The organism is Pseudoalteromonas sp. 20-92 (genome assembly GCF_030847595.1).
Lineage (GTDB): Bacteria > Pseudomonadota > Gammaproteobacteria > Enterobacterales > Alteromonadaceae > Pseudoalteromonas > Pseudoalteromonas fuliginea.
The window spans coordinates 150,124-168,223 of sequence record NZ_JANJGQ010000004.1 but is presented as its reverse complement, the minus strand read 5'-3'; the positions used below and the strand labels follow the sequence as shown (position 1 = coordinate 168,223).

11 protein-coding genes are annotated in these 18,100 nt (G+C 37.7%); 7 read left to right on the top strand and 4 right to left on the bottom strand.

Features of this window, described 5'->3' with window-relative positions; all coding sequences use genetic code 11:
• Window positions 1–59: 59 nt before the first annotated feature.
• Both NRL14_RS06035 and NRL14_RS06030 read left to right on the top strand, forming a co-directional pair.
• Window positions 60–3,854, top strand: a complete 3,795-nt coding sequence (locus NRL14_RS06035; RefSeq protein ID WP_306724219.1) for a PAS domain-containing hybrid sensor histidine kinase/response regulator — start codon at window positions 60–62, stop codon at window positions 3,852–3,854.
• Window positions 3,838–4,737: a diguanylate cyclase gene (locus NRL14_RS06030; protein ID WP_007376541.1), complete on the top strand. Its 900-nt coding sequence runs from the start codon at window positions 3,838–3,840 to the stop codon at window positions 4,735–4,737. Before NRL14_RS06035 ends, NRL14_RS06030 begins: the two co-directional genes overlap by 17 nt.
• A gap of 363 nt (window positions 4,738–5,100) precedes the next feature.
• Here NRL14_RS06030 and NRL14_RS06025 read toward each other — a convergent pair whose 3' ends face one another.
• Together NRL14_RS06025 and NRL14_RS06020 are read right to left on the bottom strand one after the other, a co-directional pair.
• Window positions 5,101–5,481: a DUF3192 domain-containing protein gene (locus NRL14_RS06025; RefSeq protein ID WP_007376540.1), complete on the bottom strand. Its 381-nt coding sequence runs from the start codon at window positions 5,479–5,481 to the stop codon at window positions 5,101–5,103.
• Window positions 5,482–5,666: 185 nt separating this feature from the next.
• On the bottom strand, window positions 5,667–6,611 hold the full coding sequence (locus NRL14_RS06020) for a D-2-hydroxyacid dehydrogenase (RefSeq protein ID WP_306724218.1): 945 nt from the start codon (window positions 6,609–6,611) through the stop codon (window positions 5,667–5,669).
• Between the two features lie 389 nt (window positions 6,612–7,000).
• Here NRL14_RS06020 and NRL14_RS06015 point away from each other — a divergent pair, with 389 nt between their 5' ends.
• From NRL14_RS06015 to NRL14_RS05995, 5 genes are all read left to right on the top strand, one after another.
• Window positions 7,001–8,134, top strand: coding sequence for a 1-acyl-sn-glycerol-3-phosphate acyltransferase (locus NRL14_RS06015; protein WP_033040523.1), 1,134 nt, complete (start codon window positions 7,001–7,003; stop codon window positions 8,132–8,134).
• A gap of 269 nt (window positions 8,135–8,403) precedes the next feature.
• Complete coding sequence (locus NRL14_RS06010) at window positions 8,404–8,649, top strand: DUF1289 domain-containing protein (protein ID WP_033028336.1); 246 nt, start codon at window positions 8,404–8,406, stop codon at window positions 8,647–8,649.
• Window positions 8,650–9,254: 605 nt separating this feature from the next.
• Window positions 9,255–9,458 (top strand): DUF3283 family protein, encoded by a 204-nt coding sequence (locus NRL14_RS06005; protein ID WP_008136617.1) that lies wholly within the window; start codon window positions 9,255–9,257, stop codon window positions 9,456–9,458.
• A 2-nt stretch (window positions 9,459–9,460) separates the two neighbouring features.
• Window positions 9,461–9,862 (top strand): GNAT family N-acetyltransferase, encoded by a 402-nt coding sequence (locus tag NRL14_RS06000; RefSeq protein WP_033040517.1) that lies wholly within the window; start codon window positions 9,461–9,463, stop codon window positions 9,860–9,862.
• Between the two features lie 22 nt (window positions 9,863–9,884).
• The gene (locus tag NRL14_RS05995; RefSeq protein ID WP_306724217.1) at window positions 9,885–14,387 is read left to right on the top strand and encodes an EAL domain-containing protein; all 4,503 of its coding nucleotides are present in this window, start codon (window positions 9,885–9,887) and stop codon (window positions 14,385–14,387) included.
• A gap of 15 nt (window positions 14,388–14,402) precedes the next feature.
• On the opposite strand, the gene NRL14_RS05990 is transcribed toward NRL14_RS05995, so the two are convergent.
• Window positions 14,403–15,356, bottom strand: a complete 954-nt coding sequence (locus tag NRL14_RS05990) for an ion transporter (protein WP_033015870.1) — start codon at window positions 15,354–15,356, stop codon at window positions 14,403–14,405.
• Window positions 15,356–18,025 carry a bifunctional acetate--CoA ligase family protein/GNAT family N-acetyltransferase gene (locus NRL14_RS05985; protein ID WP_306724216.1) on the bottom strand — a complete coding sequence of 890 codons (2,670 nt, stop codon included), beginning with the start codon at window positions 18,023–18,025 and terminating at the stop codon, window positions 15,356–15,358. Before NRL14_RS05985 ends, NRL14_RS05990 begins: the two co-directional genes overlap by 1 nt.
• Window positions 18,026–18,100: the final 75 nt, after the last annotated feature.

Below are 18,100 nucleotides of genomic sequence, written 5' to 3'. Positions count from 1 at the left end.
TTAACAAATTGGCTCGATAGTCTATCGATTGATTTTCGAGCCATAACGCAGGCAGTACGTTGAATTTTTTACCTCTTAAACATTATTATCGTTCTTTATTTGTTGCGCTTTTGGTTCCATTAGTTGTAGCTCTTTTATTATGCTTACATTTATATAATATTAAGCTTGAACGCATTGTTGAAAAGCGCGAAGCCGATTTTATCAATGTATCTGCACAAGTAAGTCATGGCATGCAAGCGGCAAGTGACTTACTTACTACGATGTTTACATTGTACGAACTGCCTCCTTATAATCAATTAAATAGCACTCTTCTTGAAGGTATTAGCCAGTATGATGGTTACTACTATCGTCATTTTATAAACCAAGGCACTGAAATTGTTGGTAAAGGAGATTTTTCACTTTCTACTCGTGAGCTTTTACAGTGGCAGCAATTAGTCGCGTTAGGCCCTTCTTTTAATACGACGCTTTCGCTGATGCAGTCACTTTCAGCAGTCGCTTATGTGGATGAGCGTGGTATTGCATATGTGGCAAGGCGTAATAAAAGTAAAAGCTTTTTATTAACCGAAATTTTAGACGGGCAATTTAAACCCGAGTTTTCTTCAAATAATCTTTCATCAAGCCCAATAATTAATATAGATGGTAAAGCTTATTTTGCTATAGGCCGTCAGCGAGAACTTGGTTCAAGCGATTACATTATTTTAATTTACGATGTGCAGGCAATGTCTACTTGGCTAAAAAAAGTATCACCTAATCACGGTGAATATGTATTTATGAATCAGTTCCATCACATTATTGCCAGCTCAAAAAATCTAATTGACGAAGCCATCGATCTAAAAACCTATTGGCCAAACATCGCAGGTCCGGATAATAAACTGACGATATTAACCAGTAATACTAATTATTTTATGCAACCAATGGGCAATTTGCCTATTCATGCTGCATTTCACGAACCTAAATCAAATTTAGTAAACTCTATTCGTTACGAAGTATTATTAGAATTTATATTTTTAACACTATTTTTAAGCATTATGTTTGGTGTGTTTTTTTGGTTAAGCCAGCGTATTTTTATAAAACCGATGACGCATTTAATGCACTATTTAGAGCAAAATGATACACAACAAAATAAACAATTAGATTATCAAATTCCTCTTAATTGGCAGCCTTGGTTTTCGAAAGTAAAACGCGTATTTGCTAAAAATAAGCAGCTGGTGGAATCACTGCAAAATGCTAATAAAGATCTTGATGAGCAAGTGCAGCTGCAATCCGAAAAGCTAAAGCGTAGCTATGAAGCAAAAGAACGCCACCTAGCATTACTCAACACGATGCTTAACAGTGTGCCCGATTTAATTTATTTTAAAAATATTGATGGTTTGTTTTTAGGGTGTAATAAGGCATTTGAAGCGTATATAGGTAAAGAGCAAACAGCGTTAGTGGGTAAACGCATGGAGGAAATTAGCAATGATGATGAACAAATTAGCGTTTTAGAAAAGCAAGTTTTACAAAATCGTCACGATGTACAACAACGAATAGACACAGAGAATAAGTCCTATCAATTAACTATAGCTCCTTTTTATAATGAGCATCAACATTTGTTGGGTACAATGGGAATAGGACGAGATATAACTGAGCAGCAACAAACGTTGTACGCTTTAAAAGCTTCAGAATCTAAATTTAGAAGTGCGATTGAATTTGCTGCTAATAGCGTTGTGCTGCTGTCGCTTGAGCACACGATTGTACAAGTTAATAAAGCGACCAGAAAATTATTTATAGAACATCCTGTTTTAGTAGGAGAGCAGCTTAAAATGCTCTTTGACGATAGCCAATGGCAAGAAATAAAAATCACTTTAGCAAAGTTACTCGACGACAAGAAAAAGGTATACCATTTAACCTTAGCGCAAGGGAAATTAGCCAATTGGTTACAATTGAGTGTATCACTTGTGTGGGATGAAAAACGTGATCCTTCTTATTATGTTATTCATTTACAGGATGTAAGCGCACTAACTAAAGCTAAGCATGATGCTGAACGAGCAACCCTTGCTAAAAGCCGTTTTATTGCTAATTTAAGCCATGAAATACGCACTCCACTTAACGCGGTATTGGGCCTACTTGATATGTTAATAGATCAGGGGCTTACCCAAAAGCAACTACAACAAACAGGCCAGGCTAAACACGCTGCGCAAAGTTTATTATTGATGCTTAACCGAATGCTGGATTTTGCACGCGTAGAAAGTGCGCAAGCTGAACTTAAGTTAGCGCCATTTAATATTGTAGAGCTAATTGATATTTGCGATAGCTTAACGGCGCCGCTGTGTGAAAATAAAAATGTTGAGTTTATTATTGATGTAGACCCTTTAATTGCTCCTGTTTTTATATGCGATAGTATCCGCTTACAGCAAATTTTAGGTAATCTACTAACGAATGCGGTTAAGTTTACAAGCTCAGGCTCTATTGTACTAAAAATGGATTTAGTACAAAGCGTAAGTATTGAACAACAGCTTATCTGTTTTCGTGTGATAGATACTGGCTGCGGGATTGATAAAGCTGATCAAAGGCGTTTATTTGACGCTTTCACGCAAGGCGATGAATCATCAACAAGAATCCACCAAGGCGTTGGATTAGGACTCGCTATTGTTAAGCATGCGGTGTCACTAATGGGTGGTGAAATTGCATTAAATAGTGAGAAAGGTCATGGTTGTGAGTTTTATTTTAGTATTTTGTTACAGGTGGATACAACAAAAAGTAGCGTATTACCAGCAAATGCATTAGCCGTTATATCTGAGCAAAGCTATGAGCTACAACGTGTTGTGGGCGCTTTACCGGAGTTAATAAGTATTGATCTAAAGGAAGCGTTAGAATATCCCATAAAGTTAACCGAAACTGAAAACTTAATTATAGATGCTGATGACTTACCTAAATTACTAAGTGTGCAAGCAATCAACGATTCATTATCTTCAAAAGCAATTTCAGTGGTTATCATCAACCATCAACACACATTAAATTTGTCAACAAGTCAGCTGCTATCAGTTCAACATGTTAAAGCATCAGCACTTGCTCAACGCTTGCTTAATTTGGATGTTGCCTCGCAGCCTAATATAAACAGTGAAATAGTAGTAACGAATGAACAGGTGTATAAAAGGGGTATAGCGGGATTATTAGTGTTAGCAATTGATGACAACCAATTAAACTTAGACATTATTAGCAGTGTGTTGCATCAAGCTAAAGTTAATGTTGTTACAGCTATGAGTGCCGTTGAGGGAATAGAACTATTACGCGTTTTAAAGCCTGATTTAATTTTAATGGATGTACAAATGCCGCATATTGACGGCTGTCAAGCAACGGCTTTAATTCGCCAACAGTTTGACACTAAGCAATTACCTATTTTTGCATTAACCGCTCATTGCGAACCAGCTGATGTTGAGCGCTCATTAAAATGCGGTATGAATAAACACTTAACAAAGCCTGTAGTGGCTGACGTACTCATTGATGCAATTGCAGACTTAGGGCTCTCCAAACCTAGCTTTTTTGAAGAATCATTTGCATTAACGCAGTTCAGTTTTGATGAGGCATTACTCAAAACCATGATTGATAAGTTTGCTAATTTGTGCCAAACCCAGCTCACCCAAATAGAAGGAAGTACCAATAGAAATGATTTGGTACGCTTAGTGCATAGTATAAAAGGTGTGGCAGGCAATTTAGGCTTCAAGCGGTTATCACTTTGTGCACAACAATGTGAACATCAGTTTAAGACAACCAATGAGTCTGTTGAAATTTCGTTAAAAGAGCTTATTATGCAGCTAGAGCAGGTAATTGTTTTTATAAAAGGCTTGGGAGCAATGGATGTCGAAAAAAGCTAAGGTATTAATTGTTGACGACGATCCTCTTAACCGTTTAGTGCTCGAAAAAACACTCAAAGGTGAGCATGATGTGTTTTTAGTTGAAAGCGGTGAAAAAGCACTGACTTTTGTGAAAACAACACAGGTTGATTTGATCATTCTCGACGTTGTAATGCCGGGTATTGATGGCTACGAAGTACTTGTGCAATTAAAAGAAAACCCAATCACACAGTCTATCCCCATTATTTTCATATCAGCTAATCAAAGCCATGAAGATGAATCTAAAGGTTTAGAGCTGGGGGCTATGGATTATATAATTAAGCCATTTAGTGCTTCAATTGTCAGGGTGAGAGTACGTAATCAGTTACTCATTAAACAAAAAAATGACTTGCTTGAGATGTTAGCTTCAATTGATGGCCTAACAGAAATACCTAATAGACGTTATCTTGATGAAAATTTATCTCGTGAATGGCGCAGAAGTAAACGAGGTAGCACACCCCTGTCGGTATTACTGATGGATATAGATCACTTTAAACGTTATAACGATTGTTATGGGCATCGTGCCGGTGATGAGTGCTTAAAAAAAGTGGCGCAAGTACTTGTTGCTCAGTGTAAACGCGGTGGTGATTTTGTAGCTCGTTATGGCGGAGAAGAATTTGCTGCCGTGTTACCTGGTGTTAATAAACACGAGGCTATTCAATTTGCTAACACATTACGAAATGCTGTAAACGCACTGAAGATAGAACATAAAGCGTCACTTAATGCTGAACATATAACTATTAGTATCGGAGTAGCAACGACTGAAAGTGGTAAAGTGTATGCTGAGCAAACACTTTTAGAAGAGGCTGACTTAGGTTTGTATGCAGCGAAAGATGCTGGGCGTAATCAAATTATTGCACGCTAATTGAGCTTTTATCTCCTAAGTGACCTGTATTGTGTATAATAAACTACTTTTACTTCTTATCTTATAACAACTAACACCAGCGTGTTGAGTGGATTTACAATAAGAAAAAGTTGGTTTGTATATGCGATACCAACTTGCATAAATCGTTGATCAATTTAACGAATTAAATTGCACTATAACGTCGTTAAAATTTTTTATTTAGAACAAGACGCCCTAGATACAAAAACTTTTGCCTAGTCCTAGCGTAATTTTCTTAACGTTAAATAGACCCCATATATAAGCAGATTGGTATCACACTCCTACAAATAACCTAACCTAAGTTCCATCAATAAAGGCGGCAATAACAATGTAGTGACGGTTTTTTTAATTATTTATCATTCCCAAAGCACTCTCGCCCATACCGACTAATTTGTCATTTTTAAATATCAGTGGAGTACATTCATCTTTCGTTGTTTTTCCGTCAGAATGAAGGCTATGCGTTACGTAAAACAGTATTTGATAAACATCATCACCTTTTTTTAATAATTCAGTGAAGTCAGGTGTTTTTAATTTAGTTAACACGGATTGATAGCTACTATCCATTGCAAGCTCTGAAATGGCTTCACGATTATTTTTATTCTTAGTTTCCCAACTAGATGAATTTTTACCAGCCCAATGTGTTTCTGTTTCGCCATCTGACACTGCAATAACACAGCCTGTTAAAAATGGAGCGATTAAAGCTGCAGCTAAAAGTGATTTTTTCATTTTTATTTACCTTAATAAAGTTTTTAATTTGTTATTAGCTGTATTAAAGCAAAGGGTATACCATAATTATAAGTTGTTATTAATCATTGCCTTAAGTTGTCTTGGCTGTTTTTATCTAGCAAAATATTAAATGTGTTAGTAAAAACAGCCATTTTTTAGTTTTTTTGATTACTACAATAAAATCACTACACCAAGCGGTTACGTGATTCACCATTATTAAATGCAGTAATATTTAAACTTACTTCATTAATTAAGCGTACGATAGATTCAGTACTTGCCCATGCAATGTGTGGAGTGAGTAATAAATTATTGCCTTTGTAATTAGCAAGTGGATTTGAAAGCTCGGCAGGCTCTTTAGTTAGTACATCAACACCTGCGCCTGCAATTAGGTTTTGCTCAAGTGCTTTAGCTAGGTCGGCTTCGTTAATAATGCCACCACGTGCGGTATTAATAATAATGCTACTTGGCTTCATCATTTTAAGCTCATTAAGCGAAATTAAATCACGTGTTTCATCTGTTAGCGGGCAGTGTACGCTGATTATATCTGCTGTTTTAACGGCGTCTTCAAAAGGCGTACGACCATCTCGACATTTAACCCCTTTACGCTCTGCTACAATAACATTAGCGCCAAATGCCTCAGCCACTTTCGCAACACCCTTGCCTAACGTACCACCGCCTATAATGGCAAATGTTTTACCTTGTAGGTCGTTAAAGCTGTAATCGAGTATGCAAAACATGTCACTTTTTTGCCACGCGCCTTGCTGGCAATCCGCCTGATAGCGGTGTGTGTTACCCAGTAAGTTAGTAATTAAAGAAAACGTATGTTGAACAACTGAAGGGGTTGAATAGCCAGCTACATTAGTTACGGCAATACCAAATTTTTTAGCGGCTTCTAAATCAACATTATTAGTACCAGTTGCGCTAACACAGATTAGTTTAAGCTGAGTCAGTTGACTAATCGTGTCGCGATTTAAAACTGCTTTATTAGTGATTAATACATCAGCATCTTGGCAATGTTCAATAACTTGCTCTGGGCTAGTAAGTTCATAAGTCGTTAATTTACCAAGTTGTTCAATACAAGTAAGAGATGTTTTAGCTAATGTAGCGTTATCAAGAATAGTAATGTTCATTATGAGCCCTAAAATAAGTGGATCTGAAAGAGTTAAAATCGTAAAAAAGAGGCTTACGATCCATCAAAAATCTAAAATATGGGCTTAAGGTACTACGAAAGAAAGGCTTTGTTAATGGTATTACTACCAAATGATTAGAGGGCTATGTAGTAGTGGTCAGCCCACTAACAGTCTAAGAATATGGTATTTTACTGGATTGGTTAGCTAAATTTGTTGCACTAATACCAGGTTTCATGGTCGAACTTTATGTAAAGTAAAGAGCATGATCCACTTAAGTAATAAAAGCCGTTTATTGGTTATTTCGCATTTTAGATTGGCTGAGTTATAATCGAACATAGACATAAACGGTGCGCTTTGGCGTGCCGTTTTTTAACATTATAGATGTAGTAATGAGTGAATTAGAAGACAAATACGCAGATATACGCCCATACAACGACGACGAAGTTGCGGCGTCGCTTACGCGTTTGATTAACGACGATGCGTTTATTGATGTAATAGCAAAGTATAATTTACCGCGCTTTTTATCGGCAGTGCCTTTTATTGCACGTCCAATGGTAAGAAGTCAGTTACGCAAAAAATGGGGCAAAGTAAGCACCGTTGAAGATGTGCAAAATGAAGTGGCGCAATACTTAGATAAACTAGTGAAGCGCACCACATCAAAAGTTACCTTTTCTGGGCTAGATCAGTTAGACGCTAATCAGGCCTATTTATTTATTTCAAACCACAGAGACATAGTGCTTGACCCTGCATTAGTTAATTGGGGTTTATATCAGCATAAAATGAAAACAGTGCGTATTGCTATTGGCGATAATTTATTGCAAATACCTTACATTACTGAGCTTATGCGTTTAAATAAAAGTTTCATTGTCAAGCGCTCTGCTAAAGCACCAAAAGAAATGTTAAAAGCATTAACCCAGTTATCGTCATATATCTATGACTCTTTAATCGGTGGAAACTCTATTTGGATTGCACAAAAAGAGGGGCGTGCGAAAGATGGATTTGATCAAACGGATCCTGCGCTTCTAAAAATGCTGCAACTTAATGGGCGCAAGCAAAAAAAAGAATTTGGTGATTATATAAAAGAGTTAAAAATAGTCCCTGTTTCTATATCTTATCAATACGAGCCGTGTGCTATTTCTAAAGCTAAAGAGTTATATCATAAGCAACTCCACGGTGAATATATTAAGTCTGCTGGTGAAGATATTGCCAGTATCGTCGAAGGCTTTAGTACCGCCAAGGGACATGTTCATTTAGCGTTTGGACGGCCTATTGAATCCAATTGTGATAGCGCAGAAGCGTTGGCAAAAACGATTGATCAGCAAATAGTGGATTCATTTTATTTACACCCCGGAAATTATATTGCTGGTGGCTGTAAAAAAGCAGTAATTGACTCACCAGATACAGCCACCTTCGAACAGCGAATGGCTAATGTACCTGAAGAGCTTAAACCGCTTGTACTTGCAATGTACGCTAAGCCTTTTCATCGTAAGAGTGAGATTAATATTAAAAGTTGTGAGCACTAAGCGGGGTCTGCTTACCTTTCTAGATTAAACATACGCTGCCCTTTGAGTTCGCTCTTGGGCGACTTACTCTTTGTTGCTCTGTATTTACTTTGCCCACGAGATTGCAGACCTCGCGCCGTGATTCAATTGCGTCTAAATAGAACCTTTATGCTCAAAGGTCACAGGTGAGTTTAATAACCTTTGAAAAGTGACTGTTTATTTGTCACTTTTTTTTTGCTTAAAAAAAACGCTATACTAAAAGTCTGACCTTCTTAAGTGGTATTAATACAATGCAACAAATTGAAATATTTGATATTCCAAGCCCTTGCAAAGGTATTTGTCTAGTGAATAATAGAGGGTATTGCAAGGGATGCTACCGCAGTCGCGATGAGCGTTTTACTTGGAACTCACTAAGTAATGCCCAAAAAAAGAAAGTGCTTAGTTTATGTCAACAACGCTACAAGCGTTACCTGCAAAAAGATCAAAAAAATTCAGCGTTAAATAGTAAAACCGAACAGCAAGGATTTGATTTTTAATTCTTATCTGCCCTTTGGCACATATAATGCTAGTGCTGCATAGAATTCGAACAATTTAGCGCTGAAAATAGCTGCTTGGGATAGATTTATTATCCAAAGCTTCGATTAATTAGCCAGTTACTAAAGTACTATTTACGGCCACAAAGCTACTGTTACGACTATTAATCTATAATCGATACCTCATAACTAATTCCATCTAAAGCTTGCTTTTCTATGTGCCAATTGTGTTCTTGGAACACACAAAACGGTTGTTATACCAACCTGCATAAATCTTTGATCAATTTAACGAATTAAATTGCACTATAACGTCGTTAAAAATTTTTTATTTAGAACAACTAGATACAAAAACTTTTGCCTAGTTCTAGCGTAATTTTCTTAACGTTAAATAGACCCCATACATAAGCAGATTGGTATTAAAATACGACGGGAAAAAAATAAATTAATCAACAATAATAAGATGCTAAAATGTTGTGGCTGCTATTTTAAATTACTACAGAAGTAAATAAAATACGCGGCGTATAATGCAATATGGCCACCTTATTGGTTGGTTTATAGCATTATCGCTATTTAAGCTGGTAATTTATTGGAATGAATTAGGAAATACTATGAGCTTTAACTTATGTCTGTTACCACGTGAAGAGAAATACCAAATTCAGCTCGATTATGAAGCGTCATTTTGGGCGTATCAAATTAAACGCAATAAAAAAACGCGTGAACAAGTGTATAACACTATTCATAGCCGTCCGATTGCTGAGCAAATGTTTTTAAAACAGCAATTTGAACAGTATTTGTCAATGATGCTAAGTTAGGTATGTATAAGGTTGAAATATTAGAACAAGTTAAAAGTCCACTTGTTAATAAATTTTATAAGCAATACAGCGTAAGGGGGCGTGCTAATAAGCAAGATCAACTTTGGGTTGTTTATAATAAAACAGATATTGTTGCTGCGTGCCGCTTACAACATAAAGCCGAGTTTTTATTTTTGTCGACCGTTTTTGTCGCTCCTCAGCATAGATCTAAAGGTTTAGCAAAGCTATTAATAACAACACTCTTAGAGAAGCAAAATAAAGTTGTTTATACCTTTGCCTACAAAACACTAGTTGATTTATACCACACTATTGGTTTTAACCAAGTGTTAACATATACTCTTGCTTTACAAGTACTTTTCGATACTTACAAACACCGCAATGTAGTCGCCTTAAAATACCCATAGCATCAAATAATATGGAATAAGCATGAGCAGATGTGTTAACTGGATCATATGTAGTTTAATAGCTTTTACTGCTATTTTAAGCTCTCAAGTAGGCGCACAAGTGAAGCGTTTATCTCCAAACGAAGGTTTGTCACAGAGCTACGTTAACACTATGCTTATTGATAATAGCGGTTACTTATGGCTTTCGACAGAAGCGGGATTGAATCGTTATGATGGTTATCAGATTATTCCTATTAATGGCCCTAATGGTGAATTAGAAGATGCTATTATTGACCGCATTTACCAAGACCCTCAGGACCATATTTGGATTGCATCATTGCTTGCTGGCTTGTTTAGGTACGACCCTGCAACTAACTCATACAAACAGTTTCTAGAAAAACCCACCAGCGAAGAACAAATTATTAACAAATCTGCTTTTAGCATGCTGGCGATTGATGAAAAAACACTGTGGATTGGGCGAGGTAGAGACTTTGCAAAGTTAGACATTGAAAGTGGCATAGTAACTTCTATTTTTGAGCTTTCACATGAATATAAGAACACTTTAGTTAGGGAGCTTTTTCACTACAATGGCTATATTTTTATTGGCACTAGCCACGGTGCTTATATATTTGATATCGCGACGGAACAAATACGTCCACTACAGCATTTAAAGGGTGAGCCTGAACATATTTACCAAAATAATGTGAAAGCGTTCGCCTTAGGCGAAAGTAATCAACTTCTCGTTGGTACTGTAAAGGGGTTGTATCAAGTAGATATCACTAATTTATCGAAGATGTTTGAGCGCCCCGACCTACCATTTAAAAATAAGGCTTTGTTAGCAGATTTAAATATTTGGCAAATTGTTAACGCTCATGGAAAAGTAGATTTAGCTACAGATAAAGGATTGTTTAAGTTTGACTTAACCAGTGGTGAATTGATTAAAAATACGCGTATAACGCAAAGTAAATATACGCTTGCTGATACTAGTATTATTGATATGGTAAAAGATAAATCAGGCGGCACATGGGTGGCGACCAAAACAGATGGCGCATTTTATTTATCAAACGATAATTATAATTTTAGCAATGTTGATGGCAGTTTATTAGGTGGTGATGGATTGTCGCATCATTCGGTGTGGGGCATTACCGAATACAATGATAAGTTATGGTTAGCCACGCACAATGGCATAACCGAGGTCGATTTAAAAGCCAATACAGGAAAGGTCTATTTAAAAGACTATAAAGTAGATTTACTAACAACCGAATTTACTGTTTATGAAATAATGCCCTATAAAAATAAATTGTGGCTTTACAGTAACCGAGGGCTGTTTGTTTTTGATCCAATTACACATGATGTTAGTAAACCAATAACAAAAAATCCTGCTAACCAAAATAAAATAAAAGGCTGGGTGCATGGTGTTACACTTATGCCAAATGGCGATTTATATTATGTGCACTCAGATCATGGCGTGTTTATTTATAACATTGATACGCAAATAGTGACTCGTTTAGGTGGTGAATTTGCACAATTTCAACCTTTCCTAGCCCATGGTTTTTTACCACCACTTTCTAGTAAACCCGATTCACCATTGTTTTTTAATGCGGGAATTTTATATCAAGTAAACCCTGAAAATTTTGCATTGAAAATGATTTATAAAGTACCCAAACAGCATGAAAATGTTGCTATTAGTGTGTTGTCGTATGTTATAGATAACAACAATATTTTATGGATATCATTGTCTAATTTTGGCCTAATAGGACTTGATGCTTTAACTTATCAGCTAGTACATACAATTGATTTGGAAAAAAATAAATTGGGCACTTTACTCTATGACATGGTGCTAGATGATGACGGCATGATTTGGATGAGTAGCCACAAAGGTATCTGGCGGTTAAACCCAAAAACATTACATTTTCAACAGTTTACTGTATCTGAAGGGCTGCTTTCGGCTGAATTTAATAGCAACGCAATGGCACGCCTAAAAGATGGCCGAATTGCATATGGTGGCTTAAAAGGTCTCACCTATTTCCAGCCAATGGAAAATAAAAATACTCAGGTGCTAATTGATAATGTCAATATTACACGAGTCAATTTGATGTCGCGTGATTTATCGTTTGATTTAAAGCAGCCACTAAATGAAGTTATTCTGAACCATGATGACATAGGACTTGAAGTTGCTTTTTCTGCTATGGCATTTAGTAATCAAGAGCGTATTATTTATGAGTATCAATTAGGCAATGGCCAGAAAACGTATACTCGCAATAATAATCGCGTTTTATTCCCTAAACTTAATCCGGGTAACTACCAATTAAAAGTGTGGGCGAAAGATCCACTTACAGGCAAATACACAGCACCTGCAACTTTAAAAATAAGAGTAAAATACCCGCTTTGGCGAGCGCCTTATTTTATGGTGCTATATGCAATGTTTCTCGTTGCATTTGTAACAATGTGGGTGATGCGACGCAATAAAATTCAACGGATTCTATTAGCAGCAAATAAAGAGAGCAAAGAAAGTGAAGCCCGCTTAAAAATAGCGTTAGAAGGCAGTGAATCTGGGGTATGGGATTGGCAGTCAAGTAACCCCTCCATTTATCAGCCTCGGCTAAAAAATGAACTTGGCTACGATAATGAAACAGTGAGTTTGGATGATTATTTAGCTAAAATTCACCCGCAAGATAAACAATTATTTCGCTTAGAATGGTTAGAATTTTTATCTACTGATAAAGGTTACTTTAACTGTACTTACCGCCTGCGCCACGCAAAAGGCTATTGGCGGTGGTATAAAGATTTTGGCAAAGTTGTAGAGTGGGACGAAAAAAACCCGCAAAAAGTGGCGGGGACCTACACTAATATGACCCGTGAGATGGTATTTGAAGAGCATGCATTGCTGTTTACCGCAGCATTTGAGCAAACCCGTGATTGGGTGCTTATACTCGATAAAAACTTTAATATCCGTGCCTCAAATAAATCACTTCAAACAGCCTTTAACTTCTCTGCTGAGTCGCTTTCTAGTCGCTCTCTAAATTTAGGAATTTCACGCAGCAATCGTTTTAGCTATTTACGGATTATACAAAAACTATTAGTTGGCGAGCATTTCACTTGCGAAGATACTGTAGTGCTTGCAAATGGTGAGTCTCATTATGTATTAGTGAAAATAAGTGCGGTGGCCGATAACGAGCAACGATTAAATAGTTATGTTGTTATATTAACGGATATAAGCGCTCAAAAATCAGCTGAAAATGAACTTCATTTGCTCGCTAATTACGATGTATTAACGGGATTACCAAACCGTACGTTGTTTAACGATCGTGTTGGGCATGCGTTAGAACAAGCAAAAAAGCACAGCTGTAAAGTTGCACTGTTATACATAAATATTAAGCGCTTTAAGTACTTTAATGATTCCTTAGGGCACGAAGCGGGTGATGAATTAATTAAAAAAGTTGCAGAGAGATTAAAATGTGCATTACGCCCATCAGATAGTGTCGCACGTTTTAGTGGTGATGAATTTGTTGCGCTCGTAGAGGATGTTCATAAAATAGAAGAGATTTTACTTATATGCGTAAAACTAATGGATTGCGTAAACCAAAATATTAGTGTTAGCGGACAGGTCGTTAATATTAATTTAAGTATTGGTGTTGCTATATCTCCTGATGATGCAAAAGAAAGCGCTACATTATTAAAAGCGGCTAACATTGCGCTTTACCATGCTAAAGATTCACTTGAAAGTAGCTATCAATTCTATAAACAAGAAATGAATCAGCATGTACAAAAAACACTTCACCTGGAGTCACAACTTACTAAAGCTTACCAAGAACATGAATTTTGTAATTATTACCAACCCATTGTTAATGCAAAAACTTATATTACAGAAGGGTTTGAAGTGTTATTACGCTGGCCTGAAAATAATCTTATCCAAACTCAAGAATTTTCTTTAGCGGCTGAAGGCATTGGTTTAATAACAAAGATAATGCTGCAAACATTGGCGCGTGCTTTAGAGGATTTGAAAGAGTGGCGTAAGGTATCGCCGAAGCTTTATTTATCAATAAATTTATCGGCACTTGATTTTGAGTTTATAGAGTTAGTGCCAGAGATCAGAAAAGCGCTAAGTAATGCCAATATACCGTCAGACGCGATTGTATTTGAAATTACCGAGTCGATACTTATGCGTGATTCAAAACAAGCATTGCACAGTATGGAGAAGCTTAAAAGTTTGGGCTGCAAGCTTTATATGGATGATTTTGGTACTGGTTATGCTTCATTGACTTATCTAAAACGTTTTCCTATCGACGTACTAAAAATTGATAAGAGCTTTGTACAAGACATAGGAATTGACTCTGATGACGAAGCCATTATTCAATCAATACTTGCCCTTGCACACAGTTTAGGTAAAGAATGTGTAGCAGAGGGGGTTGAAAGCTCACATCAGCTCGCCTTTTTAAATGAAAGGGGATGTAGCCATTTCCAAGGTTACTTATTTAGTAAGCCTGTACCAAATAACGAAGTACTACCGCTTATTAATCGCGATTGGAGTGATATGTTCAATTGATAATATTGCACTCATTTAAGGCCTTTTACCGCAGTGCCTGCAAAATAAATGGCCATTGTGCTCATTTAACTGCGTTTTAATGGCCTTATTAGCTTCTAGTTTACTCAAGCCTAATTTATAGCGTAGTTCTTCTAGGTGTTCTTGTTGAGTATCATTAAGAGTACCATTTTGAATTTGTTCATGTACGGCATCTTCAAAAAACTGGCGGCGTTTACGTATTTGTTCTGAAAAACTAGACGCCAGTAAACCTGTTGGTATCGCAACCATACCCATGCTCAGTAGTGTGATAACGCCGCCGAAAAACTTACCCAATGGCGTTATAGGTACTACATCACCATAACCAACGGTCGTTAGTGTGGCCATTGCCCACCACATAGCTGCAGGAATAGAGCCAAATTTATCGGGCTGTATGTCGTGCTCAATTAAATAAATTCCGCATGAGGCTAAAATAAGCACCACTGCCATAATAAAAAAAGCGGCCATTAATGAACTACCTTCATCGTTAAAGGCTTTTAAAAGTAGTTGCATGGCGCGTGAGTAGCGTGTGAGTTTAAACACTCTTAATAGTCGAAGCACACGTAAAAAACGTAAATCGAGAGGAAATAAAAACATCATTAAGCTCGGCAAAATCGCGATTAAATCAACAATTGCCAAAGGGGAGAAAAAATAACTAAGCCGACGTTTGGTATTAGATCCTTTTATTGCAGCATATTGTGTTTTATCTACGCAAGCCCAAAGTCTGGCTAAGTACTCAATAGCAAAAATAGCGACTGAGACAATTTCTAAAACTAAGAATTCGTTGTAATACTGCTCTACCACACTTGGGATTGATTCAATAACAATGGCTACAACGTTGATCATTATTAAGCTAATGAGTGCAATATCAAGAATATGCCCTGCTCGGCGGTACTGGCCTGTGCCTTCAAACAGGCAAGCCAATTTTTGTCTTAAAGTCTGCGAATTATTCATTATGTAAGTTTAAGTACCATGTTAATACTGCCCTCTTCAAAGTCGCGGCTAATTTTAAAACCTAGCTTACGGGCAAGCTCAATCATCCCTGTATTCTCAGGTAAGGTTATGCCTTCAATCGACTCCACACTTTGGCGTTTGCAGTGATTAATTGCAGCGCTCATTAGTATACGACCAAGCCCTAAGCCTTGGCAGTCTGAGCGTACTACAATAGCAAATTCAGCATGTAGGTTATCGGGATCCATAATGACGCGAGATACACCCAAAGTGCGGGTTTTACCTTCAAAGCGTTGGCAAACAATAAACGCCATTTCACGGTCGTAATCAATTTGGGTCATTTTAGCGAGTTGATCGTGGTTAAACTGTGGAAGCTCGCCAAAAAAGCGTTTATATCTGTCTTCTTTATTAAGTGACTCGTCAAATACTTTATGAGCTTGTTCATCTTCTGGTTTTATCGGTCTGAGCGTAGCTTGGGTGTTATTCTTAAGTGTTACCACTTCAACAAGCTCAATAGGGTAGGGACGAATAGATAACCGCTTACGATTGCTCTGAGCTTGATAGCGATTAAGTGTCATAGTGGCATCGAGCACTAAAAACTGCCCATTACTGGCAAGAATAGGATTTAGTTCCATTGAGCTAATGTCAGGTTGATCAATAACTAACTGAGAAATACGCGTTAGCAGTGCGCACAAACGATACTTATCAACTTTTTCGGGGAGTATGCGCTCCTTTAATACGCCTTTGTCGTGCGCTGCAGCAATTAAATACTTTGCCAAGTTCATATTTAGTGGAGGCAGTGCAACGGCGGCTTGTGCATATTCAAGGCCGGTTCCTGCTTCACCTAATAATATAACTGGGCCAAAATTGGGCTCGGTTTTAATCGCAATTCGCAGTTCATTTGCCCCTGCTCGCGGCGCCATTTTTTGTAATGAAAACCCCTCAATAACAGCATCCGGATACGTGTTTTTAATACGGATAAGCATCGCAAAAGCAGTTTGTTCAACCTCGTTGGCGTCGTTTAAGTTAAGCACCACACCACCGACTTCAGACTTCGAGGCAATACTAGGGCTAATAAGTTTTAACGCGACCGGAAAATCAAGCTCTATGGCTTGCTCTTTGGCTTCTGTTGGGGTGTAAGCGACCTCAGTTTGAATGCATTTAATACCATAGTGGTTTAATATTTGGCTTGCCTGATGAGTAGGTAAGTAGCTTTGTTCGTCATCTAAAAACTCATTAATAAGCGCTTTAGCGACCACTTTATTTATTTTAGCGTCATCAGTGTTCGACTCAGGTGTTTGCGTTAAATGCTTTTGGTTACGGCGATACGTTACCAAGTGCATAAACGCGCCTACAGAACCCTCTGGTGTTCTATAAGTGGGTATTGCGTTGTTTGAGCACACTTTTCTGGCGGCGTAAGATGCGTCTTCACCCATAAAGTTAGTTATAACGTAAGGGCGCGCCATTTTGGGTAATGTTTGTAAGGTTTCTACAATAATGTTGGCGTAGTCTTCGCTGGGCGCAAGCGCTGAGGGAGTATGGATAATCAGTAAGTTTTTAACTTCTTTTGCGTGCAGTAAAATTTCTAATGCTTGCTTATAACGCGCAGGTGCAGAGTCGCCAAAAATATCCACAGGGTTTGAGGTGGTTTCTGATTGCGGAATGACTTTATTTAGCGCATTTCGGGTTTCAATGCTTAGTTCTGCTAATTTACCGGAACTTTGAATAAGTTCATCAACGGCCATAACACCTGGGCCACCACCATTAGTTAAAATTGTCAGTTGTTCTACTTTTAATAATTTTGGATGCATGGCGAGTGTTTGTGTCGCTGCAAATAGCTCTCGTAAATCATTTACACGCAGCATACCCGCTCGTTGGAATAACGCATCGTAAACAGCATCAGAGCTTTGCTTTGCGCCGGTGTGAATTTCGGCTGCAAGTGCGCCTGCAGTTGTTTTACCTGTTTTAATCGCAATTACAGGCTTACTAAAGGCGGCGGCCCTTGCTGCTGATATAAAGCCACGAATATCTTCAATGTTATCTATGTAGAGTAAAATAGCTTTGGTTTTAGCATCACGACCTAAAAAGTCGAGTAGTTCATTAAAGTTTATATCAAGGCAATCGCCTACTGATACAAAATATGAAAAGCCAATTTCTTTGTTTTTAGCCCAATCTAAAATGGTTGAGCATACTGCTGCTGATTGCGATACAAATGCAATTTTACCTGGGCTTGCCACGGTATGTGAAAAGCTCGCATTTAAACCAATATGAGGGATCAGCAAGCCTAAGCAATTGGGTCCAAGCAAAGTAACTTGTTTGGCTTGAGCGCATGCTTTAAGCGCGCTTTTTTGTTCCCCAGATAGCCCATCGGCAATAACAATAGCCGTTTTACAGCCAAGCTCTCCAAGCTGCTCAATAATATCAATTAAGGTGTTTTTGTTAGTACAAATAACAGCAAGGTCGGGTACTTTTGGTAAGTCAGCAATAGAGGGGTAAGCAAGTACGCCATGTACTGCGCTATGGCTTGGAGTAACGGGCATTATCGGCCCTTTAAAACCGCCTTGAAGTAAGTTGCGCATAACCACAAAACCAGCCCGAGTTGATACGTTAGAGGCGCCAATAACGGCCACTGAGCTTGGGTTAAAAAATTGGGTTATACGCTTAAGGCTCATGGTTTTTCCTAGGCTGATTAAATTTTGCGTTATTTATAGTCTCAATGTACCCTGTTTACTGTGTTATTTCGAGCG

Coding starts and splice junctions, on each gene's coding strand:
- NRL14_RS05995 (WP_306724217.1), top strand. CDS start 9,885: ATGAGCAGATGTGTTAACTGGATCATATGTAGTTTAATAGCTTTTACT.
- NRL14_RS06020 (WP_306724218.1), bottom strand. CDS start 6,611: ATGAACATTACTATTCTTGATAACGCTACATTAGCTAAAACATCTCTT.
- NRL14_RS06030 (WP_007376541.1), top strand. CDS start 3,838: ATGTCGAAAAAAGCTAAGGTATTAATTGTTGACGACGATCCTCTTAAC.
- NRL14_RS06025 (WP_007376540.1), bottom strand. CDS start 5,481: ATGAAAAAATCACTTTTAGCTGCAGCTTTAATCGCTCCATTTTTAACA.
- NRL14_RS05985 (WP_306724216.1), bottom strand. CDS start 18,025: ATGAGCCTTAAGCGTATAACCCAATTTTTTAACCCAAGCTCAGTGGCC.
- NRL14_RS05990 (WP_033015870.1), bottom strand. CDS start 15,356: ATGAATAATTCGCAGACTTTAAGACAAAAATTGGCTTGCCTGTTTGAA.
- NRL14_RS06010 (WP_033028336.1), top strand. CDS start 8,404: ATGCAACAAATTGAAATATTTGATATTCCAAGCCCTTGCAAAGGTATT.
- NRL14_RS06005 (WP_008136617.1), top strand. CDS start 9,255: ATGAGCTTTAACTTATGTCTGTTACCACGTGAAGAGAAATACCAAATT.
- NRL14_RS06000 (WP_033040517.1), top strand. CDS start 9,461: ATGTATAAGGTTGAAATATTAGAACAAGTTAAAAGTCCACTTGTTAAT.
- NRL14_RS06015 (WP_033040523.1), top strand. CDS start 7,001: ATGAGTGAATTAGAAGACAAATACGCAGATATACGCCCATACAACGAC.